This window comes from Flagellimonas myxillae, from assembly GCF_023502235.1.
Classification (GTDB): Bacteria; Bacteroidota; Bacteroidia; order Flavobacteriales; family Flavobacteriaceae; genus Flagellimonas; species Flagellimonas myxillae.
This window is the reverse complement of the sequence record NZ_JAMFLY010000001.1, coordinates 554348-576573: the sequence shown is the minus strand read 5'-3', so window position 1 is coordinate 576573 and position 22226 is coordinate 554348. Positions and strand designations below refer to the sequence as shown.

26 protein-coding genes are annotated in these 22226 nt (G+C 42.9%); 16 read left to right on the top strand and 10 right to left on the bottom strand.

Translation table 11 applies throughout. The annotated features are described in order from the left end of the window. The first annotated feature begins 81 nt into the window (after positions 1 to 81). From M3P07_RS02795 to M3P07_RS02765, 7 genes are all read left to right on the top strand, one after another. Positions 82 to 855, top strand: coding sequence for a ParA family protein (locus tag M3P07_RS02795; protein ID WP_249968373.1), 774 nt, complete (start codon positions 82 to 84; stop codon positions 853 to 855). Then, a complete protein-coding gene (locus M3P07_RS02790; RefSeq protein WP_249968372.1) occupies positions 856 to 1767 on the top strand; it encodes a ParB/RepB/Spo0J family partition protein in 912 nt (303 codons plus the stop codon). Further along, positions 1760 to 2398, top strand: coding sequence for a DUF5683 domain-containing protein (locus M3P07_RS02785; RefSeq protein WP_249968371.1), 639 nt, complete (start codon positions 1760 to 1762; stop codon positions 2396 to 2398). Before M3P07_RS02790 ends, M3P07_RS02785 begins: the two co-directional genes overlap by 8 nt. 3 nt (positions 2399 to 2401) lie before the next feature. Next, the gene (gene dapB, locus M3P07_RS02780; protein WP_249968370.1) at positions 2402 to 3103 is read left to right on the top strand and encodes a 4-hydroxy-tetrahydrodipicolinate reductase; all 702 of its coding nucleotides are present in this window, start codon (positions 2402 to 2404) and stop codon (positions 3101 to 3103) included. Between the two features lie 46 nt (positions 3104 to 3149). Beyond that, positions 3150 to 4892, top strand: a complete 1743-nt coding sequence (gene lepB, locus M3P07_RS02775; protein ID WP_249968369.1) for a signal peptidase I — start codon at positions 3150 to 3152, stop codon at positions 4890 to 4892. A 123-nt stretch (positions 4893 to 5015) separates the two neighbouring features. Beyond that, positions 5016 to 5651 (top strand): WbqC family protein, encoded by a 636-nt coding sequence (locus tag M3P07_RS02770; protein WP_249968368.1) that lies wholly within the window; start codon positions 5016 to 5018, stop codon positions 5649 to 5651. After that, a complete protein-coding gene (locus M3P07_RS02765; protein WP_249968367.1) occupies positions 5644 to 5964 on the top strand; it encodes a DUF6122 family protein in 321 nt (106 codons plus the stop codon). Before M3P07_RS02770 ends, M3P07_RS02765 begins: the two co-directional genes overlap by 8 nt. Here M3P07_RS02765 and M3P07_RS02760 read toward each other — a convergent pair. The 7 genes from M3P07_RS02760 to M3P07_RS02730 form a co-directional block, all read right to left on the bottom strand. Beyond that, positions 5941 to 6960, bottom strand: a complete 1020-nt coding sequence (locus M3P07_RS02760; protein WP_249968366.1) for an endonuclease/exonuclease/phosphatase family protein — start codon at positions 6958 to 6960, stop codon at positions 5941 to 5943. The two genes, M3P07_RS02765 and M3P07_RS02760, sit on opposite strands and share 24 nt — an antisense overlap. 36 nt (positions 6961 to 6996) lie before the next feature. After that, positions 6997 to 7863, bottom strand: coding sequence for a rhomboid family intramembrane serine protease (locus tag M3P07_RS02755; RefSeq protein ID WP_249968365.1), 867 nt, complete (start codon positions 7861 to 7863; stop codon positions 6997 to 6999). A gap of 3 nt (positions 7864 to 7866) precedes the next feature. Next, on the bottom strand, positions 7867 to 8601 hold the full coding sequence (locus M3P07_RS02750) for a rhomboid family intramembrane serine protease (RefSeq protein WP_249968364.1): 735 nt from the start codon (positions 8599 to 8601) through the stop codon (positions 7867 to 7869). Then, a complete protein-coding gene (mutL, locus tag M3P07_RS02745) occupies positions 8602 to 10449 on the bottom strand; it encodes a DNA mismatch repair endonuclease MutL (protein WP_249968363.1) in 1848 nt (615 codons plus the stop codon). Beyond that, positions 10449 to 10733: a riboflavin synthase subunit beta gene (locus tag M3P07_RS02740; RefSeq protein WP_249968362.1), complete on the bottom strand. Its 285-nt coding sequence runs from the start codon at positions 10731 to 10733 to the stop codon at positions 10449 to 10451. The genes mutL and M3P07_RS02740 overlap by 1 nt, the downstream gene beginning before the upstream one ends. 554 nt (positions 10734 to 11287) lie before the next feature. Next, complete coding sequence (gene ribH / locus M3P07_RS02735; RefSeq protein ID WP_249968361.1) at positions 11288 to 11770, bottom strand: 6,7-dimethyl-8-ribityllumazine synthase; 483 nt, start codon at positions 11768 to 11770, stop codon at positions 11288 to 11290. 4 nt (positions 11771 to 11774) lie between these two features. Then, on the bottom strand, positions 11775 to 12533 hold the full coding sequence (locus M3P07_RS02730) for a tetratricopeptide repeat protein (RefSeq protein ID WP_249968360.1): 759 nt from the start codon (positions 12531 to 12533) through the stop codon (positions 11775 to 11777). Positions 12534 to 12659: 126 nt separating this feature from the next. Here M3P07_RS02730 and recF point away from each other — a divergent pair, with 126 nt between their 5' ends. Genes recF through M3P07_RS02710 form a run of 4 tightly spaced genes read left to right on the top strand, consistent with a single transcriptional unit; the run spans position 12660 to position 14984 of the window. After that, positions 12660 to 13739, top strand: a complete 1080-nt coding sequence (gene recF, locus M3P07_RS02725; RefSeq protein ID WP_249968359.1) for a DNA replication/repair protein RecF — start codon at positions 12660 to 12662, stop codon at positions 13737 to 13739. A 1-nt stretch (position 13740) separates the two neighbouring features. Further along, positions 13741 to 14163 (top strand): lipocalin family protein, encoded by a 423-nt coding sequence (locus tag M3P07_RS02720; RefSeq protein ID WP_249968358.1) that lies wholly within the window; start codon positions 13741 to 13743, stop codon positions 14161 to 14163. After that, positions 14163 to 14459: a DciA family protein gene (locus M3P07_RS02715; protein WP_249968357.1), complete on the top strand. Its 297-nt coding sequence runs from the start codon at positions 14163 to 14165 to the stop codon at positions 14457 to 14459. The genes M3P07_RS02720 and M3P07_RS02715 overlap by 1 nt, the downstream gene beginning before the upstream one ends. A gap of 6 nt (positions 14460 to 14465) precedes the next feature. Continuing rightward, positions 14466 to 14984: a GNAT family N-acetyltransferase gene (locus M3P07_RS02710; RefSeq protein ID WP_249968356.1), complete on the top strand. Its 519-nt coding sequence runs from the start codon at positions 14466 to 14468 to the stop codon at positions 14982 to 14984. Between the two features lie 33 nt (positions 14985 to 15017). Here M3P07_RS02710 and M3P07_RS02705 read toward each other — a convergent pair whose 3' ends face one another. Both M3P07_RS02705 and M3P07_RS02700 read right to left on the bottom strand, forming a co-directional pair. Further along, positions 15018 to 15437 (bottom strand): nucleoside-diphosphate kinase, encoded by a 420-nt coding sequence (locus tag M3P07_RS02705; protein WP_249969436.1) that lies wholly within the window; start codon positions 15435 to 15437, stop codon positions 15018 to 15020. 48 nt (positions 15438 to 15485) lie between these two features. Next, positions 15486 to 16460 (bottom strand): alkaline phosphatase D family protein, encoded by a 975-nt coding sequence (locus M3P07_RS02700; RefSeq protein ID WP_249968355.1) that lies wholly within the window; start codon positions 16458 to 16460, stop codon positions 15486 to 15488. Positions 16461 to 16604: 144 nt separating this feature from the next. On the opposite strand from M3P07_RS02700, the gene M3P07_RS02695 reads away from it, so the two are divergent. From M3P07_RS02695 to M3P07_RS02680, 4 genes are all read left to right on the top strand, one after another. After that, on the top strand, positions 16605 to 17621 hold the full coding sequence (locus M3P07_RS02695) for a DHH family phosphoesterase (RefSeq protein WP_249968354.1): 1017 nt from the start codon (positions 16605 to 16607) through the stop codon (positions 17619 to 17621). After that, entirely contained in the window at positions 17618 to 18175 is a 558-nt protein-coding gene (gene gldI, locus M3P07_RS02690) for a gliding motility-associated peptidyl-prolyl isomerase GldI (RefSeq protein ID WP_249968353.1), read from the top strand. The genes M3P07_RS02695 and gldI overlap by 4 nt, the downstream gene beginning before the upstream one ends. A 4-nt stretch (positions 18176 to 18179) precedes the next feature. Next, on the top strand, positions 18180 to 19289 hold the full coding sequence (locus tag M3P07_RS02685) for a peptidylprolyl isomerase (RefSeq protein WP_249968352.1): 1110 nt from the start codon (positions 18180 to 18182) through the stop codon (positions 19287 to 19289). A 151-nt stretch (positions 19290 to 19440) separates the two neighbouring features. Continuing rightward, positions 19441 to 20508, top strand: a complete 1068-nt coding sequence (locus tag M3P07_RS02680) for a DUF3810 domain-containing protein (RefSeq protein WP_249968351.1) — start codon at positions 19441 to 19443, stop codon at positions 20506 to 20508. 36 nt (positions 20509 to 20544) lie between these two features. On the opposite strand, the gene M3P07_RS02675 is transcribed toward M3P07_RS02680, so the two are convergent. After that, positions 20545 to 21351, bottom strand: a complete 807-nt coding sequence (locus M3P07_RS02675) for a DUF6503 family protein (RefSeq protein WP_249968350.1) — start codon at positions 21349 to 21351, stop codon at positions 20545 to 20547. A 56-nt stretch (positions 21352 to 21407) separates the two neighbouring features. Here M3P07_RS02675 and M3P07_RS02670 point away from each other — a divergent pair, with 56 nt between their 5' ends. After that, the gene (locus M3P07_RS02670) at positions 21408 to 22226 is read left to right on the top strand and encodes a TrmH family RNA methyltransferase (RefSeq protein WP_249969435.1); all 819 of its coding nucleotides are present in this window, start codon (positions 21408 to 21410) and stop codon (positions 22224 to 22226) included.

Below are 22226 nucleotides of genomic sequence, written 5' to 3'. Positions count from 1 at the left end.
AAGGTTATTCACCTTCTGTTAACAAAATACATTTTTTAGCGTCTTAAATAATCGTATTTTTAGCCCCTAACTTACTATGAAATGGGCAAAATTATTGCTATTGCAAATCAAAAGGGCGGTGTTGGAAAAACAACGACTACAGTAAATCTAGCTGCCTCTCTTGGCGTGCTGGAAAAAAAGGTGTTGTTGATCGATGCAGACCCCCAGGCCAACGCTACTTCTGGATTGGGAATTGATGTTGATGGGGTAGAAAAGGGAACCTACCAATTGCTGGAGCATACCCAAGGTGTGGATGATGTGATCATACCAACGGATTCCCCTAATGTGGACCTTATTCCGGCCCATATTGACCTTGTGGCCATTGAAATTGAATTGGTGGACAAGGACAATAGGGAGTATATGCTCAAGGAAGCCCTTAAAGCTTTGGGTGACCGTTATGATTTTGTGCTGATCGACTGTGCACCTTCACTAGGTTTATTGACACTAAACGCCCTAACCGCTGCAGACTCTGTAATGATTCCGATTCAATGTGAGTACTTTGCCTTGGAAGGACTTGGAAAACTGCTGAATACGGTAAAAAGCGTACAGAAAATACACAACAACGACCTCGATATTGAGGGTATGTTGCTCACGATGTACGATTCAAGACTACGACTTTCCAATCAAGTAGTGGAAGAAGTAAAAAAACACTTTGCGGATATGGTTTTCGATACCATTATCCAAAGGAACGTTAGGCTTAGCGAGGCGCCAAGTTATGGGGAAAGCATTATTAAGTATGATGCCAGTAGCAAAGGAGCTACCAATTACCTCAACCTGGCCAATGAAATATTGAAGAAAAACAAGGAGAAAGTTTAAATGGCGAAAGCAACCAAAAAACAGGCTTTGGGAAGAGGTCTGTCCGCACTATTAAAAGATCCGGAGAACGATATCCAATCTGTTTCGGATAAAAATGCGGATAAGGTCATAGGAAATGTAGTTGAACTGGATATTGAATCCATCGAGGTCAATCCCTTTCAGCCGCGTTCCAACTTCAATGACGACACGCTTAAGGAATTGGCAAGTTCCATAAGGGAATTGGGTATAATTCAGCCGATTACCGTTAGAAAGCTGGATTTCAACAAATTCCAATTGGTTTCCGGGGAACGTCGTTTTAGGGCCTCCAAAATGGTAGGGCTGGAAACCATCCCGGCCTATATAAGAATTGCCAATGATCAAGAATCCTTGGAAATGGCCTTGGTGGAGAACATCCAGCGCCAAGACCTAGATCCCATCGAAATAGCCTTGTCCTACCAACGCCTGATTGATGAAATACAGGTGACCCAAGAAAAATTGAGTGACCGGGTGGGCAAAAAGCGTTCCACCATCACCAATTACCTTAGACTTTTAAAGTTGCATCCCATAATTCAAACGGGAATGCGTGACGGTTTTGTTAGCATGGGGCACGGTAGGGCGCTCATCAACATCGATAAAAAGAAGGATCAAATCAACATTTACGAAAAAATTGTTTCCGAAGGATTGTCCGTGAGGGAAACAGAACGATTGGTCCAATCCTACAAGACATCCAAAGGAGATGGCGTTAAGAGCAAAAAGTCAACGACCTCAAAAGAGGTTCCCAATTTTGTAACCAAAGGAATCGATACGTTAAAATCGCATCTTTCCACCAAGGTAGATATAACCACCTCCTCCAATGGGAAAGGTAAAATCGTTATTCCTTTTCACTCCAAGGAAGAATTCCAGCGTCTAAAAAAATTACTTACAGGTGAGTAAAAACCTTCTTTTTTGGGGCTTTTTCGTTTTTCTGTTGAACTTCTCCTTTGCCCAAGAGGATGAAATCCAACCGCCCCCACCCGAAATTGACTCTTTGGCACAAGATCTCGAAGGTAAAGGCATTACCATTGAGGAAGTGACCTATGAAAAAAAGAAAATCAACCCGCTGGCGCCAAGTAAGGCCGCGTTTTATTCCGCCATATTTCCGGGTCTTGGGCAAATCTATAACAAACGGTACTGGAAGGCCCCTTTAGTTTGGGGAGCCATCGGAACGGGGATTTACGCCTATTCCTTTAACAACACGGAGTACAATAGGGCCCGAGACGCATTTAAAAGAAGGCGGGTAGGTCTGGAAGATGAGTTTTTTGATATCACCGGCGATGGAGAAGGACCTGATATTTCCTTGGAAGCTTTACAAGATGCACAGGAAAGCACACAACGGGACCGGGATTTGGCGCTGTTGATCACCATCGCGCTCTATGCGCTGAACATCATTGATGCCAATGTGGATTCCCACTTAAAACAATACAATGTAGATGACGACTTGGTCATCGACTTTCAACCATATTTAGACCTTAATCCCCTGACCAATAAACCCAATTATGGACTGGCCTTGGTCATAAAATATTGATATATGAATATTGGACTGTTCGGCTATGGCAAAATGGGAAAAATGATTGAGCAAATAGCCCAAGAAAGAGGTCACAACATAATTGCCCGGGTAGATGTGGACACTACTGAAATTCCGTATGGGAGTATGGATGTAGCCATAGATTTTAGCACCCCGGATGCGGCCTTTGCCAATATCACAAACTGTTTTAGAAATGGTGTTCCTGTGATTTCAGGAACCACGGGGTGGTTGGATAAATTCAACGAGGCCAAGTCTATTTGCAAGGCGGAAAAAAGTGCTTTCATATATGCCTCAAACTTTAGTTTGGGGGTGAATGTGTTCTTTGAACTGAACGCCTATTTGGCCAAAATGATGAAAGGATTGGATCAGTACAAGGTTGCTATGGAGGAAATTCACCATACCCAAAAACTGGATGCACCAAGCGGAACTGCGATTACCCTCGCCGAAGGTATTATTTCAAATTCGGGTTATGACAATTGGAAATTGGATGAAGCAGATGCATATACGATTCCAATTCATTCTAAACGAGAAGGAACCGTGCCCGGAACCCATACCATTTCCTATGGAAGCAAGGTAGATGACATTGAAATAAAGCACACTGCCCATAACCGCGAAGGATTCGCACTGGGGGCAGTAATCGCAGCAGAATGGATTCGGGAAAAAAAGGGCATTTTTTCAATGAAAGATGTGTTAAATCTCACTTAACTAAGTAACAACAAGCTGGACTTTAAGTCTCACAAATAAACTTTTTATGGACGGTACACAGTGGATCATTTTTATCTTGATCATTCAGGTCATACACTTTTTGGGTACTTGGAAACTCTATGTAAAAGCAGGTCGAAAGGCTTGGGAAGCCGCAATTCCCGTTTATAACGGCATTGTACTTATGAAAATCATCAACAGACCTTGGTGGTGGGTGCTGTTACTGTTCATTCCCATAATTAATTTATTGATGTTCCCTGTGGTCTGGGTAGAGACCATCAGAAGTTTTGGCAAGAACAAATTGGTGGACACCTGGGCGGTTATCCTCACCCTAGGATTTTACATCTATTACGTCAACTACGCCGAGGATGTTACCTATATAGAAGATAGAAGCCTAAAACCTAGAACTGGTTTGGGAGAATGGGTTAGTTCCATTGTATTTGCCATTGTGGCCGCTACCTTCGTACATACCTACTTTATTCAGCCCTATGTGATTCCGACGGGATCCTTGGAAAGAACCCTTCGCATTGGGGATTTTCTGTTTGTGAGCAAATTCCATTATGGGGCACGTGTCCCCATGACCACTTTGGCGGCACCCATGGTTCACGATACCCTACCGGTTATAAAAAAGAGATCCTACCTTGCCGACGTAGACCCAGAAACCTACAAGACATCGTGGATCAACAAACTGCAGTTGCCCTATATGCGATTGCCTGGATTTAATACGGTTAAGAAGAACGACATTGTGGTTTTCAGTCTGCCTTCCGACACCCTATACCAGTTTTTTAGGGCGGATAAAGCAGTAAAAAAACCCATAGATAAGAAATCAAATTATGTAAAACGCTGCGTGGGCACCCCAGGTGATTCCCTAGCGGTAATCGACGGTTTTGTGCACATAAATGGAGAAAGGTTAAAATTGTCCGATCGTGCCAAAGTCATGTATTTCTATACTATTTTTTCCAAAAAAGGGGTTTCTAGCAAGGCTTTGGCAGAAGTTGATGCGGCAGACTATTCCAGAAAATACTTTGCCAATTCCCTGAACGATGCCCAAGCGAATGGCCTTTCCCCGTATATCCAAGGGGCCTATAAAAATCCAAAGGGACAAATTGAGATCATTACCGGTATTAAAGGCATCCCTACAGAGGTTATCAGGCAATTGCGCTTATCCCTTTCCGAAGAAAGACCTTTGTCCCGTTTGGCCAATATGACCGATGAAATGGTTGCCCAATTGAGGGCCAATCCCGAAATAGATTCCGTGGTGCGTACCAACGAAGAGAAAGGTGACTATGGTGGGGCATTTCCGCAAAAGCCAAATCTCTACCCATGGAACAATGATAACTTTGGCCCAATTTACCTTCCAGAAGCGGGTGCAACAGTGGAAATAAACCATAGGACCATCCCTTTGTACAAAAAGATTATCCGGGATTATGAAAACAACGATGTAAAAGTTACAGGACAGAAGATTTTCATCAATGGTGAGGATACCAATTCCTACACCTTTAAACAAGACTATTACTGGATGATGGGAGATAACCGGGACAGTTCTGAAGACAGTCGTGCATGGGGTTATGTTCCTGCCAACCACATTGTTGGTAAACCCGTGTTTTTATGGATGAGTTTTGACAACTTCAAAGATGGTCTTTTTAGCTGGCGCCCAAGATGGGAAAGGGTGTTTACCACCGTTGGAGGAAGTGGAGAGCCCGTTTCCTATCGTTGGTATTTTGTTGCCGTAATTTTGGGCTGGTTTGTATACGACTTTTTCAGAAAGCGACGAAATAAAAAAACAGATTAACGACCATAGACTGTAGACCATAGACTGTAGACTGTAGACTGTAGACTGTAGACTGTAGACTGTAGACTGTAGACTGTAGACTGTAGAAATTAACAAATTACTTAGGGACAAAGCACTTAAAATATGTCCAAGATTCTGCTACATCCAACCTATTTTCCAAGCATTGCCACTTTTGCCGTAATGGTCCAAAAGGAGATAATCTGGGAGGCGCAGGACAATTTTCAAAAACAAACCTATCGCAATCGATGCTATATATGCACAGACCAAGGTAGGCACATGCTCAACATTCCCATTAAACATGTAGGCGGGAAAGAAGGAAGGCAAAAATACAGGGATGTGGTGCCGGATAGTTCAACAAATTGGACGAAACTGCACTGGCGTACCTTGGAAACTGCGTACCGCACATCTCCCTTTTTTGAATTTTATGAAGATGACCTTAGACCTTTGTTCGAAGGCACCATATCCTCCCTTTTTCAGTTCAATTTAAAAACCATTCAAACCCTGGGTGACTGTCTTGGATTGGACTTTAATGCGGAGCGGACCACTAGCTACAAAGTGTCGCCAGATAATTTACTGGATGCTCGATTTTTGGTGGAAGCCAAAAGGCCATTATCCTTCGGTGCTCCGGAATATGTGCAAGTGTTTGGGGAACGCCATGATTTTTTGCCCAATCTTAGCATTTTGGATTTACTTTTTAACGAAGGACCCAATACTGTTTCGTATTTACAGAACCTTCAATTGGATTTTTTGAATGCTTAGGTTTATCCTCCATTATGGCATTCACTTTTTGGTTCCCATCGCAATTGGCTTTTTATGTTTTCCGAACCATCGGGTGCGGATTAGTCTTTTGTTAATGGCCGGAATCCTTATTGATATCGACCATCTTTGGGCCAACCCCATATTTGACCCGCAACGGTGCAGCATCAATTTTCATCCTTTGCATAGCTATTGGGCCATTTTGGTGTATTGTATTTTACCCTTCTTTAGACCTACACGTATAATTGGATTGGCCTTGATCATTCACATCATAGCCGACTTGGTGGACTGCTTAATGATCTTCCTTGATGCGTAAGATGGCCATGACCGGATAGTGATCAGACAACTTCTCATTAAAATTCTTATGGGAAACTACTTCAATGCTGGGATCTGCTAGGATATAATCGATTCGCATTGGAAAACCCAACAAATTATAGGTTCGTCCAAAACTGCTTCCCTTTTCTAAAAAAGTATCGGTCATTTCACCCTTAATAGTCTGATACACATTGGAGTATTGGGTGTTGTTAAAATCCCCAACCACGATTTTTTTATAGGGATTTTGACGCATACTTTCCTTTACCAAATTCACTTGCTCATGCTGTTTGAGCATAACTTGTTTGGATCTAGCCAACAATTTGGATGATTTTTGGTTGGTAATGGCATCAAACTCCGGAATAATGCTAAACGATTGCAAATGCACATTATAGATTCTTAAGGTATCATTCCCGTATTGGATATCAGCATAAATGGCACTATTGGAACTTTTGGGAAACAAAATGGAATCTTTTTTAATGATCGGGTATTTGGAATATATGGCCTGAATAACCCTCTTTGCAGGTTTTCCCCATTCGTAGTCCACATAGCGGTATTTATATTGCCCCAAGGCCCCATTTCGCTTCATCAGATAATAGCACTCTTGGAAACACAGAATATCCGGGTCTTTTTCGGTAACAAAGTCCAAAATCAAACTATCCACATTGTCCCGATCCAACTGCCTATGTTCATTAAAGCGCCGAGAATTAAACGACATCACGGACAGGCTCTTCTCGGAATCGGCATCGGCATTACTTGGACCAGAAAATCGATAGAAAGTCCCAAGTAACATATACCATATGACCACTAATGCGCCGGATAGCAACATGTACCTTTTCTTCCTTACAAACCAAAATAGCACAAAGGCCACATGAATACTTATTAGTGCTGGCACCAAAAAACTAATGGCGGACAATGCGGGTAAATAGGTAACAGGAATAAAAGCCACAATCAAGGCAACAAGCGTTATCAACCCAAACAATAAGTTGATTCCATACATGACCTTATTAAAACCCCTGGAACGTTTCTTCAAAACTCAGTCTTCTTTTCCTGCTTTGAACAAAAAATCCTTTTCAGCTTTAGAGAGGCTCTCGTAACCCGATTTGCTTATTTTGTCCAAGATATCGTCTATTTTTTTCTGATGTGCAGCCTTATCGTAATCCGCTTTGCTTTTGGCCTTGGATTCTTTCTTTTTATAGACTGTCTTAAGTGGAGCTTTCTTTTCCTGGGGTTTAAAAATTTGTGCAAAACCCTTCCAGAATTTGGCAAAACCTGAACCAATATCATTTCCTTTCAACAGTTGCCTGGCATATACATAACCCAGCAGGGCACCTCCCAAATGGGCCAATCTGCCTCCTACATTTCCACCACCCGGTATCTGGATCAAATCCACTAATACAAAAAAGGCCCCTATATACCATAGCTTCACATTGAAGAAGATCAGGCGTACTTCCTGATTGGGAATATAGGCGCAAATAAAAATCAAAACAGCGGTTACCCCAGCCGAGGCACCGATCAATACCGTATTGCTGGACAGTAAGGTGGGAAAGAAGTTGTAACTAAGCAAAAACACCAATCCCCCAACAAGGACTCCCAAGAAGTAAACATTCAGGAATCTCTGGTTATCAAAAAGATTTAGAAAGATACGCCCCGAGAAATATAGCATGATCATATTCCAAAAGATATGTCCCAAACTTGCATGGAAAAAGGAATAGGTGATCAAGGACCAGGGTTGTCCAAAAAACTCCAAATAATCCTTGGGCAACTGAAACCAATTGGAAAGGGGTATATCGTACAAAGCCAATGCAAGTCCTTCAACAATAAAAACCAGGACATTGATAGCGATCAACTTTTCAGCTATGCTTAGTCGCGCAAAATAATATTTGATCCCTCCGCTAGCCATTGCTCAATCCCATCGGTTTTGGTTAAACTGATTCTTTTTCCAATACCACATCATGATGAATCCAATAAGCGCTCCACCAATATGGGCGAAATGGGCCACCCCTGTGTTTACATTACCAATGCCAAAAATTAAATCCCCCAACAACAATAGAGGAACAAAGTACTTGGCCTTAATTGGAACCGGAAGGAAAATCAACATAAGTCGTGCCTCCGAGTACATAAAGGCAAAGGCGACCAAAATCCCGTAAATGGCACCTGAAGCCCCAACGGCCGGGGTATTGTAAGCGGTTAAGAAATTATCTATGGTGCTTCGGGAGGCCAGGTTATACCAGTCTGGACTGTATTGCCCCCTAGATAGAATCTCCAAAACTTGATTTTTGGTCATGCCTGCATCAATCAAGGCAGTCAACCCTTCATTAAACAGATAAAAGTTTACTGCGGAGTGCAGCATTGCCGAACCCAGACCAGCGGAGAAATAAAAGAACAAAAACTTATTTCTGCCCCAGACTTGCTCCAAAGGGGTTCCAAAAGCCCATAACGCATACATGTTAAAGACAATATGCATAAGTCCGCCATGCATGAACATGTGGGAGACTACCTGCCACCATCGAAAGTTGTTGTTCTCGGGAAACCAAAGTGATAACCACTGGTACATTTGGTCCCCATATATTTGGGTGGCAAAAAACAAAATGACATTGATTATCAATAAGTGCTTTACTGCCTCTGTCAATCTACCCATTTAGTTCAATTTTTTATCGATATCCCCTTCGGAGATAATGGTGTACGTTTGTTTTTGGGAAGGGCTTAATGCGGGTTCCTTGCATCCGAACAGATCATTTACCAGAGCCAGCTGGGACTCGGTATCCAAAAGCTCACCCGTCTTCACGGCCAAATTTCGCGATAAAGCCTGTGCCAGCAGTTCAGCCTGCGAAATTGAACCGCCTTGATAGCCTTCCTTATAGTCTGCAATCAACCGATCCAATACCGTGCCAATCCCACTTTCGGAGACCAATACCGGCACCCCTGTCACTTTTACAGTTTCCTGGTCCAGGTTTTCAAAGGCGAATCCAACATTGTACAAACTCTCCCTTACCTCTTTCAATACCTCCACATCCTGTTTGGTAAAAGATAGCTCCAATGGAAATAACAACTGTTGGCTTATCCCTTCCTTTACCGTGATCTCGCCCAAGAACTTTTCAAAGAGAATGCGTTCGTGCGCCCTATTTTGGTGCACTACCAACATGCCCGACTTGATGGTGCTGACCACATATTTTCTTTGAAGCTGAAAGGTCGTACCCGTCTGCGCTTCCATTTCATTTTCAGCGTAAATGGTCCCTTGCACTACAGTTTCCGTCTCAATTTCCACGCTGCTAAAACCGCCTGATTCATCCAAATCCAGCCCTTGGTATAGGTTTTCCCATCCCTTGGCACTTTCCTTTTTGAACGTGCTTGTTCGGCCACCAACATTTTTCGTTGTCTCCTGAAAAGGATTAAAACTGGCATCGACCGTAACCTTTGGCAATACGACCCCCTTTTCCTTATAGGCATAGGGTGTATCCAGATTGGGGTCGTGCTCAAAATCCAGGACCGGCGCTATATTAAATTGACCCAAACTGTGCTTTACCGTAGACCGTAACATCGCATAAAGAGTATGCTCATCATCAAACTTTACTTCGGTTTTGGTCGGGTGGATGTTGATATCTATGGACTTGGGGTCCACTTCTAAATAGATAAAATAGCCCGGAAATGCATCAGGTTTTATGAGTCCCTCAAAAGCCGATACGACTGCATGATGCAAGTAAGGACTTTTAATGAATCTATTGTTGGCGAAGAAAAACTGCTCTCCCCTACTCTTTTTGGCAAATTCTGCTTTACAGATAAATCCGGTAATATTGACAACCTCGGTTTCTTCTTCCACCGGGACCAGACGCTCTGTCATTTTGCTTCCAAAAACATGGCTTATGCGCTGACGATGACTGGCTCTTGGTAGATTAAATATCTCCGAACCATTGTTATAAAAGTGAAATTCGACATTGGGATGCACTAGTGCTACACGATGAAATTCATCCGTGATATGCCGTAGCTCAACCTGGTTGGATTTTAAAAAGTTACGCCTTGCCGGAATATTGAAAAAGAGGTTTTTCACGGAAATTGAAGTGCCCTTGGGCGTAGCCACCACTTCTTGTGATACTACCTTGCTCCCTTCAATCTTAATGTGGGTTCCCACATCCATAGCTGCAACCCGGGTAAGCATATCTACGTGGGCAATCGCCGCAATGGAGGCCAATGCCTCACCACGGAAACCTTTGGTTTGTAGGTTAAACAAATCCTGCGCATTGGAAATCTTGGAGGTGGCGTGGCGTTCAAAGGAAAGCCGAGCATCTGTTTCGCTCATCCCCTGACCATTGTCCACAACCTGGATTAGCGTCTTACCCCCGTCCTTAACAATCAGTTTGATCAAGGTGGCCCCTGCATCAATGGCATTCTCCAACAATTCCTTTACCACCGAAGCTGGGCGCTGAACCACTTCCCCTGCTGCAATTTGGTTGGCAACATGGTCTGGTAAAAGTTTAATGATGTCCGCCATTAGGGGTTTAGGAATATGGATAAATCAAAGTCGATGATGAAGAGAAACAACAGTATCAAAACAGCCACAATGATGAGAAATCGGAGTCTAAGATTTTTATCCCCTTCGTTCTTTAAATCGTCCATGGCGGAAGATACCTTGCTCTTTATTCCCCTTTGCGTATGGGCCGTACTTCTGAATTTATCAAGTTTATGTTCAATTTTATAAGGATTGCCCTCTCCCTTGTAATAGCGCGGCGAGTAGTCAAACGTCCTGTTTTTTCTAAGTTTTAGAAAATTTCGCATGGCATCCTTTTCAGTGTAACCTCAAAGGTACTTAAAATCAAAAAACATGGCTCGGGAGGCTTGCCAAAAAATGTTAACAAGGAAAAAGTTCAAATTTAAGTTCAAACTCAAATTCAAGTTCAAACTCAATTGCAAGCTCAAGTTCAAGTTCAAACTCAATTGCAAGCTCAAGTTCAAGTTCAAACTCAAAAATCAAGTTTAAGGGTTAAGGGATTGTTGGATTTTGGGATTTGGTGCTCGATGCTTAATCTAAAATGGAAATTTGAAAATGAAAAATTGAAAATTGTTGATTGCTAATTGTAGTTTGGGATTTGGGATTTGGAATTTGGTGCTTGATGTTTGATGGTCGATGCTGGATGCTCGATGCTTATGCTAAATGGAAAGTTGAAAATGGAAAATTGTTTATTGTTGATTGTTGATTGTAGTTTGGGATTTGGGATTTGGGATTTGGTGCTTGATGTTTGATGCTGGAAGTTCTGGTCTCTTGATTCTTGGCTCTTTATTCAAAATCAAGCATTAAAAACTAAACATTGACCAACATTCAAAAGTATGCCCTACTTCCCCAACACCGCCATTTGAATAGCGGCTATAGCGGCTTCAGTACCTTTGTTACCATGCCTTCCCCCACTGCGGTCTTGGGCTTGTTGCAAGGTATCATCGGTAAGTACACAGAAAATGACCGGCACGTCGTATGCAATATTCAGGTCTTTGATTCCCTGGGCGGCCCCGCTGCACACAAAATCGAAATGACTGGTTTCCCCTCGAATCACGCTACCAATGGCTATGACAGCATCAACCTTTTCGGTTTGCAGCATTTTTTTGCAGCCAAAAGTCAATTCAAAACTCCCAGGAACGTCCCAGCGCACAATGTTTTCTTCAAGTGCCCCGCAATCCAAAAGCGCTTCTTGCGCTCCTTGAAAAAGTGCTTCCGTAATGGTAGTGTTCCATTCAGAAACAACAATCCCAAACCGAAGTGACTTCGCATTTGGGATTTTGGATTTATCGTAAACTGAAAGGTTTTTATTTTCAGTGGCCATGCGCTTAGTTTTGGGCTAGCCCAATAAGTACATCAATATCATTGGCTTCTTGTGACCCATCAAACTCATCTTTGATACGCTCAAAAAAGCCTAAAGCTTTATCTTTTTGACCAAGGTTCATGGCCAAAACACCTGCTTTGTATAAAAATCGTGGAGCGGTGTACTCATTGTTGCTATGTGAAATGGCCTTTTCATAGTAATCCAAGGCATCGTCATTCTGGTTCAATTGTGAAAAAGCATCTCCGATTCCTCCCTTTGCCATTGCACCTAGAACATCATCCTCCGAGGAAAAATCCTCGAGTTGACTAATGGCCTCGTCGTACTGCTGAAGGTTCAAATAAGTCATACCAGCAGAATATTTAGCCAAATTGGCCGCTTTGGTACCCTTGTATTCTTCAATAATATCCAAAAATCCAAATTTACCTTCAGCACCGTTCAATGCCAAGGTGAACAAAGAATCTTTAGCGGACTCGGTGATCAAGGCCTGATCGAAATATTGCTGTGGATAGAACAATTCGTTGGCAGCGGAAGCTTCCTTGGGCTTCTGGATAAACTCGTTGTATCCCAAGAATCCAAGTACACCAATCGCAATCACTCCAATGGCTCCCAAGATAAAGTTTTGGTTCTTCTGTACCCAAGCCTCCGTTTTCGAAGCACTCTCATCCAGGGTGCTAAACACCTCTGCCGTTGTACTGTTTTCGTCGATAGATACTTCTTCAACCTTGTTCTTCGGTTTAAAGCCTCGCTTCTTGTATGTTGCCATTCTTCATTAAATTAATCGCGCAAAAATAAAGTTTTTATCCAAAACCAAAAGGCAATTTATTCGTTATTTTTGGAATCTTTAATGGATCTCAAAATCACATCAAAACCATTACTCCTCTAGCTTTTCATGTTTTTAAAGCATTTATCCTTAGTGAATTACAAAAATTTTGATTCCAAAATCATGGAATTCGACCCTGTAATCAATTGTTTGGTTGGGGACAATGGGGTGGGAAAGACCAACATTTTGGACGCCATTTACCATCTGGCTTTTGGAAAAAGCTATTTCAATCCGGTGTCCACCCAGAATATTAAACACGGTACAGATTTTTTTGTGATCGAAGGAGAATTTGAAAAGGAAGAACGCGAAGAAAAAATCATCTGTAGTTTTAAACGGGGTATGAAAAAGGTCATCAAACGTAATGGCAAAGCGTATGAGAAATTCTCGGAACACATTGGCTTCTTGCCCCTGGTTATCATCTCACCATCGGACAGGGATTTGATCATTGAGGGAAGTGATACCCGCCGGAAGTTTATGGACGGGGTTATTTCACAATCTGACAAGCAATACCTTCAGGGCCTGATCAAATACAACAAGGTTCTGGTACAGCGGAATTCCCTGCTCAAGTACTTCGTGGCCAATACTACTTTTGACCCGGACACCTTGTCTATTTACAACGATCAGCTTCACACCCTTGGAACGGAAATCCATTCCAAAAGGTTGGCATTTATTGCTGCGTTTCTTCCCATTTTCCAAGAGCAATACGCCCATATTTCGGAAAAGGATGAGCAAATTTTGTTGTCCTACGAAAGTCAGCTGAAGGACAAGGATTTAATAGCGTTATTGGAGGGGGCCATAGATAAGGACAGGGCCTTGCAGTATACCAGTGTGGGTATCCATAAAGACGACCTGCATTTTACGATTGCCGGGCATCCCATCAAAAAATTTGGGAGTCAGGGACAGCAGAAGTCGTTCCTTATTGCCCTGAAACTTGCACAATTCCATTTTATAAAGAAGCAGGCCAAAACTACGCCTATTCTACTTTTGGATGATATTTTTGACAAACTGGATGAACATCGGGTTTCCCAGATTGTATCGCTGGTGGACAACGACAGTTTTGGTCAGTTGTTTATAAGCGACACCCATGCCGAGCGCACTGAAAATGTGGTAAAAAGCATACGCCAGAGCTATAAAATATTTAACTTGTAGCATGGCCCGATTTCTGTTGTTTATTATGTGCTTTACCCTCCTCGCTTGTGGAAATTCCACGGTTGGGCAGGAAGATTTACCCTATCTGAATGGCTATTGGGAAATTAATGAGGTGGTTTTTCCGGATGGGAGCCAAAAAAACTACGGTATCAACCCGGTTATAGATTTTATCCAGTTGGAAGGGGAGCAAGGGTTCAGGAAAAAGATGCAACCAAAGTTTGACGGCAGTTATCACACCTCCAACCAAACAGAATCCTTCAAACTGCAGCAAAGTCATGAAACTTACATCCTCAGTTATCAGAACAATTTAAACCAATGGGAAGAGACCTTGATTCAATTGGATTCGTTGTCCTTTACCATTCGGAACGAGGAAGGAGTTCAATATTCGTATAAGCGTTTTCAACCCATAACCATACCCAAATAATGGCCAAACGACAAAATTCCCATTTAAACCTAAGGGATGCCCTGGGTGAGTTTATCAAGGAAAATAAGCTCCAAAAAGGCATGGACAAGGTTGATGCACGGGAAGCTTGGGTTAAACTCATGGGAAATGGGGTGAACAATTATACCACGGCTGTGGAACTAAGAAACGAAACCCTTTATGTTTCCCTTTCCTCATCGGTGCTTAGGGAAGAGCTGAGCTTGGGAAAGAGTAAGATTATAACCATGCTCAATGAGGAGTTGGGAAAGGAGTTGATCAAAATGTTGGTGCTCCGCTAGACTCAAATGGGAAATATTGCAACAACAGAGCGATTGGTCATTCGGGAAGCAAACCCCAAGGATTACCAATTTATTATCGAACTTCTAAACAGTCCCAATTGGATTACTTTCATAGGGGATAGAGGTGTTAAAACCGAAAAACAAGCCCTTGGCTATATCAAAAACAGCCTGGTCAGTTCTTACACAAAACATGGGTTTGGGCTTTATATCATGGTCCTTAAGGAATCCAAGACTCCCATTGGGCTATGCGGATTTTTGCAGCGGGATTACCTGGATTATCCGGATATTGGCTTTGCAACCCTTCCCGGCTTTGAGGGGCACGGGTACACCTTTGAGGCATGTAAAACGCTAATGATGCATGCCAATGAGAATTTGAATCTGGAATGTATTTTGGGTATCACCACCCCGGCAAACATCAAATCGCGGAATCTTCTTTCCAAAATTGGACTGCAAGAAATTGGAACGATTAAACCTCCAGGAAAGCGGGAGGAGCTGTTACTTTTTTCCAACAAAAAAGCCACTTAAAAAGTGGCTTCCATTTCCTTAGAAATGTATTTTTTAGAATACTTCCCTACCTGAAAAGTGGAAAGCACCTTCAATACCGGCGTTTTCATCGCTATCTGAACCATGAACCGCATTTTCACCAATGCTGGTGGCATACAATTTACGGATGGTTCCCTCAGCAGCCTCCTCTGGATTGGTAGCTCCAATCAAAGCACGAAAATCGTCTACGGCATTGTCCTTTTCCAAAATGGCAGCAACGATGGGCCCACGGGTCATAAATTCAACCAACTCGCCGAAGAAAGGACGCTCTTTGTGAATTGCGTAAAATTCTTGCGCATCTCTTCTGCTCAATTGGGTATATTTCATGGCCACAATCTTGAAGCCAGCACCTGTTATCTTTTCCAATATAGCGCCAATATGACCGTTTTCAACAGCATCTGGCTTGATCATGGTAAACGTTCTATTTCCCATTATTTAAAAAAATTTTGCGCAAACTTACGGTTTTTCAATCAACGGACAAGTTTAATAGGCTTGTTTTAATTCTTGATGGATCAACCCATTCTCTCCATGGATTTTGAAGTGGACTTCCTCGGTCCTGAAATTCAATTCTATCAATCCGAAACTTGTGGTAGAAACAACCTCTCCTACCCTGAAGGCATTGGGTTCCTCCTTGAAATCCGCATAGGAATGGGTAAGTCCGCTACTGGTAAAATCCACGATGGGATAGGACATCCCTTCCAACACGGTTTTGGAAAATTCCGAAATATGCCTGTCCCCCGATAGCATGATGACCCCTTTAGCTTTGGAATTGGTGATAAGCTGGTTCATTTTTTCGATTTCCTTCGGAAAATTTCCCCATGACTCGAATCCGTGTTCCCTGGACAAAAATTGAATACTGGTCACGATCAAATTGAAATCGGCCTTTGACGCGTTCAATTCGGTTTGAAGCCATTCCCATTGGGCATTGCCCAAAATTGTGGCATTAGCAGTCGTATTCACCTTATACCTTCTTGATGGGTCAGGATCTTTTTCAAGGGGACTCCTAAAATATCGAGTATCCAAGACCAAGAACTTTACATTTCCTTCAGGGGTTTCAAAATCGTGGGAGGCATAGACCCCTTTTCGGGTTCTACGCTCGCTCTCGGGAGTCACTCCAAGGAAATCCAAAAATTCCTGCTGGCTACCCGCTTTCATTGTAAATTCCTCCCCACCATCGTTAAGACCGTAATCGTGATCGTCCCAAGTACCAATCACTGGAACCTGGGATTTTAGTAGGGCATAACCTTCAACCTTGTTTTGTTGGGCATACAGGGATTTTAGGAGTTCCATGTCGTCTGTATCGGCATAGATATTGTCCCCTCCCCAAATCCATACTTGGGGATCCAATTTCAATATATCGTCCCAATAAAGATTGTCCAAATCCTGTTTGTTGCAAGATCCAAAGGCGATCCGAAAGATGGGATTTGAAATTTCACCATTCGCAGCTATCGACGGCAATGTTTTAGGGTTGGGCCTGCAGGACAATACTAGGATTGTAGTTATAAAAAGTAACAGAACACGTATCATACTTCTATTTTGAGTTAAGACAAAAATAGAACATCAAGCCATACCTCTATATTATATTATTGTATCTTTGGGCGCATGAATTTAGAGGATATCACGACGGTAAAGTCGATTCTTTCCCAGCCCCAAAACATCGTAATCATACCCCATAAAAATCCAGATGGAGATGCTATTGGCTCCAGTTTGGCGCTACATGAATTTCTTGCGGGAAGTGGGCATAAAGCTTCGGTAATATCACCCAATGATTTCCCAAAATTCTTAAAATGGATGCCTGGCTGCAATACTATTCTAAATTATGAAAGGGAAAATAGTCAAGCCAAAAGGGCCCTGGAAGAAGCTTCCGTAGTCTTCACTCTCGATTTTAATGATCTGTCCCGCACTGGTCAATTGGAAACGCCTTTAAAGGAAAAGGTAGCTGATTTCATCATGATCGACCATCACCAGCAACCTCAGGATTATGCCAAGGTCACCTATTCTGACATAAGCATGAGTTCTACCTGTGAAATGGTATATAATTTTATAGAATACTTGGGTGCCGTGGACCAAATAACCCCGGAAATCGCCACCAATTTGTATACCGGGATCATGACGGATACCGGGTCTTTCAAATATCGGTCAACTTCAAGCAGAACACATCGCGTAGTGGCCGACCTAATCGACAAGGGTGCCCAAAACATGGACATCCATCAGAATGTTTTTGATACCAACTCCCCATCCCGCCTACACCTATTGGGGGTGGCGTTGAGCAATATGGTCATTTTGCCTGAATACAAAACGGCCTACATAACCCTTTCCCAAGAGGAATTGGACAACAACGATTTTAAAAAGGGGGATACCGAGGGCTTCGTGAATTACGGATTGACGCTCGAAGACGTTAATTTTGCTGTCATTTTTATTGAAAACAGGGAAGAAGGCATCATCAAAATCTCTTTCCGCTCGGTTGGGGATTTCTCTGTAAACCAATTTGCGCGGGAACACTTTAATGGAGGGGGTCATGACAATGCCGCTGGGGGAAGAAGCGAGCTAAGTCTGGAGGCAACCTTGGAAAAATTTAATACGGTACTAGAATCCTATAAAAACGCATTGAACGTATGAAGGCGGTTTTAATGATATTGATGGGTATGTTCTTGATAGGTTGTGGTGGTCCAGAGCCCAGAAGGCCCGTCAAAATAAATTCCGGTAGCTTTTTTAAAGAATCCGTGGAACGTAACAAGGCCTTATTGGCCCAAGAGGAAGCCCTTATACAAAACATCATTGATGCGGATAGTTTGCACGACTATGTCGCCAGCCCCAATGGTTTCTGGTATTATCTGGAGAAAAAGAACGAAACTGCAACCTACCTGCCGAAACCCAATGACCAAATTCTGTTTTCCTATAATTTGGTCACTTTGCAAAACGATACCATCTATACGGCCCAGGAACTCGGCCCAACCTCCTATGTGGTTGACAAGGAACAATTGTTCACAGGTCTTCAAAATGCGGTAAAGCTGCTCAAGATCAATGAACGAGCAACCTTTTTGTTCCCCTCCCTCCAGGCTTTCGGCTATCACGGGGATGGAAATCAAATAGGCCCAAGAACCCCGTTAAAATCCACGGTGGAACTACATACGATCATCATTAATCAAGATAGTCTAAATCTAAAACCATAATATAATGACACGACCCTTAGTACTTATTGCGCTTTTTTCCATGGTCTTGTTGGCATGCAAATCAAGCAAGTATGCCGATTTGGGAGATGGCATCTTTGCCGATATCCAGACCAATAAAGGCGATATTATCGTTAAACTGGAACACGAAAAAACCCCAGTGACCGTGGCCAGTTTTGTATCCCTTGCCGAAGGCAATAGCCCCTTCGTAGCGGATAGCTTAAAAAACAAGAATTTCTATGATGGCCTTATTTTCCATAGGGTCATGAAGGATTTTATGATCCAAGGTGGTGATCCAATGGGAACCGGACGCGGGAATCCTGGATACAAGTTTAAGGATGAGTTCAACGATTCCCTAACACACTCCAGAAAAGGAATTCTGTCCATGGCAAATTCCGGACCCAAGACCAATGGTAGCCAGTTCTTCATTACCCATAAAGAAACGCCTTGGCTCAATGGTAGGCATACCGTTTTTGGCGAAGTGGTAAGTGGGTTGGAAGTTGTGGACACCATTGCAAGTGTGGAGGTTGATGTGCCATCGAACAAGCCAAAGGAAGATGTGGTGATGAACAAAGTGGAAATTGTCCGCAATGGCAAGGAAGCCAAAAAGTTTGATGCTGTACAGATCATAACCGACTATTTTGCCGAAGAGGAAGCGGCCGTGGCTGCCTTCAAAAAAATGGTGGAAGATTTCGCTGCGGAGCTTGCTACCCAAAAGGAGCAGGCGGAGGAACTACCTTCCGGTCTTAAAATACTATCCCTAAAAAAGGGAGATGGGGAGCAACCAAAAATTGGCCAAAAAGTGCTGGTAATGTATGCCGGTTGGCTGGCCAACGGAACGCTATTTGATAGTAATTACGAGGAAATAGAAACCAAATTCAACAAATTTAATATTCAAAAAAAGCAAAGGGGCCTATACTTCCCAACTCCAATGGATTATAGCCCAGATGCCCGTTTGATTCCTGGTTTCAAGGAAGGTTTGCAGACCATGAAGGTTGGGGACAAGGTACGCTTGTTCATTCCGCCGCATTTGGGGTATGGCCCACAAGGAGGTGGCCCCATTCCCCCGAATTCCGATTTGGTCTTTGATTTGGAAATCACCGGAATCCAAGAATAAGAATTTCAAAATATGGATAAAGGGCCGGACACGATGTCCGGCCTTTTTTATTTTGCACAAAGCTTTGTTAAGACCCAGCCTTATGGGCTAAAAATTGAAAATTAAAAAGTAGTTTAGAAGTCACTATTCCATTATTGCCCGATTCATTTACATGCGACCCAAAGTAAAAACAATTATCGCTGTTGCTCTTCCTGTCCAAATTGTTTTGGTGAAATGGATTGGAAGCTACCCGGCCTTTGTGGAACAGTATTACAGTGAAGGCCTGTATCCCATTATTTCAAGAATGCTTCGGATTCTTTTCGGTTGGATACCCTTTTCAATGGGCGATATTATTTATTTGGCCTTATTTGTTCTGGCCGGAAGATACGTGTACCGCAATTGGAAAAAAATCAAGGAAAAACCTTTGGGATTCTTAAAAGATATTGCGGTGGTTTTGTCCATTGTTTATTTCGCCTTTCATTTTTTATGGGGAATGAACTACTACCGGCAGCCCATAACCTGGAAATTGGGCATTGAAAAGGAATACACCAAGGAGCAGTTGGTAAGTTTCTCGAGGTATTTGATCCAACTATCCAATCAGTATCAAGTTCAACTTACCGGGGATAGCACCAAAGCCGTAAAACTTCCCTATAATCGCAAGGAGGTATTTCAATTGACCAAAACCGGATATGGGCAGCTAAAGGAGGACTATCCGTACTTGGAGTATAAGAACCAAAGTCTAAAATCGTCCTTGTTCAGCATACCGTTAAGCTATATGGGTTATGGGGGCTATTTAAACCCCTTCTCCAACGAGGCCCAGATAAACGGTATCACCCCAATATATCGAATGCCTACGGTAAGTGGACACGAAGTGGGGCATCAGCTGGGATATTCGGCAGAGGACGCCACCAATTTTATTGGTTTTTTGGTCACTTCAAAAAATGATGACCCCTATTTCAAGTACACGGCCTATTCCCATGCCTTGGGTTATTGCCTGTCGGATTTGGCCCGAAAAGACGAGCCCACCTTCAAAAAACTGGTGGAAGAACTTAATCCGGGAGTCAAAAAGAACTATCAAGAAGTGACCCAATTTTGGGAACGTTACCAAAACCCCATGGAGCCCCTTTTCAAATCCATCTTCAATACGTTTCTAAAGGCCAACAACCAGGAAGAAGGCATCAAAAGCTATAACTCCGTGGTTGGCCTGCTCATCGGCTACCACCACAAATACGGATTCTAGAAGCTGTCATTTTGGACTAGTGCAGTATTCAAGGGTTTACCCCTTATTTTTAGGTTCCACAACAACTGCCTTTTCAGGTTTTGCATAGAATTCACCCGACTTGGCATCCTTGCTCAGCGCCACGTTTTCGAAGTTCACCGTACTTCTTGCATCCAAGATTTTTGGACCCTCATAATTATACCAAGTAATGGACTTTGGAAGCACCAAATCTTCCACCGTTTGCCAGTTATCGTATCTGATCCATTTAACGTTATCCGATGATTCACCGGTACGATAGGTTACCGTGTAACCCAACCAGGCCATTTTGCCCGTTTCTGGATCTACATGTATAAAGTACTCGTCCTTCGGGGAAGTTCCCACTCCTGTTTCATACGCAATTCGGATACCGGGATAGCTCTTTTCCGCATACACCAAATTCTCCGTCTCATGGTACACAATCCCATCATCCGCGAGCACAAAGGGCATTGCGTAGAAGTAGAACATCAAATTATGGTAAAAAACGGCGTCCCCCTTGTACTGTCCCTCAGTATCCATTAGCCATACAGCTTTGCCATCGGACCCCATGGAAATTTGCTCGGTGTCCACTCTATCTTTTCTAGACCGAAGGTCAATCGTATGTTTCTCCTTAGCATCTTCCATGGGAAGCTCAAAGGTCAACGTACGTTGGGATTTCCAAGCATCCAGCCCCCCGTGGGCGGTAAATATATCGGCAAGTAATTTTGGGTAGTTCCTAACCTGCCGGGTCTCAACAGTGGGTTCAATTGTTTTGGATTCTTCTTTTTTGGACTCTGGTTTACAGGAAGCAATGATTAAAATCAGTGCTAGGATAGTTGTTTTTTTCATGATTCTTTGATTCACAAAAGCCTTTGTCGAAAACTGAATTGGGAGATTACAAGAATATGTATTTTTGTGGGGTGAAGGAGCACAAATTCATTAGCAGTACGCAAAATCCATTGATCAAGAAAGTGTTACTGCTCAAGGAAAAATCCCGGGAGCGAAAAAAAGCAGGGCTTTTTGTTGTTGAAGGAAAACGGGAAATTGAATTGGTCCAAAAAGGGGGTTATTCCATTGACACCTTGCTTTGCTGCCCAGAAATCCTTTCAGATTTTGATACAAACCCACTTGTCAAAAATTCAACTCCCGACCAAATCCAGTTGACCAGAGCGGTTTACGAAAAATTGGCCCACCGAGGAACCACCGAGGGAGTGTTGGCCTTGGTGAAAAGCAAAGAACATGCTTTGGCCCATCTTCAATTTATAAATGACAATCCGTTAATTTTAGTAGCCGAAGCGCCGGAAAAACCAGGGAATATTGGTGCACTATTACGTACGGCCGATGCCGCTGCACTCGATGCCGTCTTAATTGCCAATCCACGCTCCGATCTGTACAACCCAAACATTGTTCGGTCCAGTGTGGGCTGTGTGTTTACCACCCAAATAGGAATGGGAAGTACGGACGAGATCATCCAATTTTTAAATTCGAACAACATTCAAATCAACTGTGCGGCCCTAACAGCTTCCAAAAATTATGTGGAATGTGATTTTAAAGGTGCAAATGCCATTGTCGTGGGGACGGAAGCCACTGGGCTAACGGACAGTTGGCTCCAAAATTCCGACCAAAACATCATTATTCCGATGCAAGGTGAAATTGACTCCATGAACGTTTCGGTGTCGGCTGCAATACTTATATTTGAAGCCAAGCGGCAACGCGGATTCTAG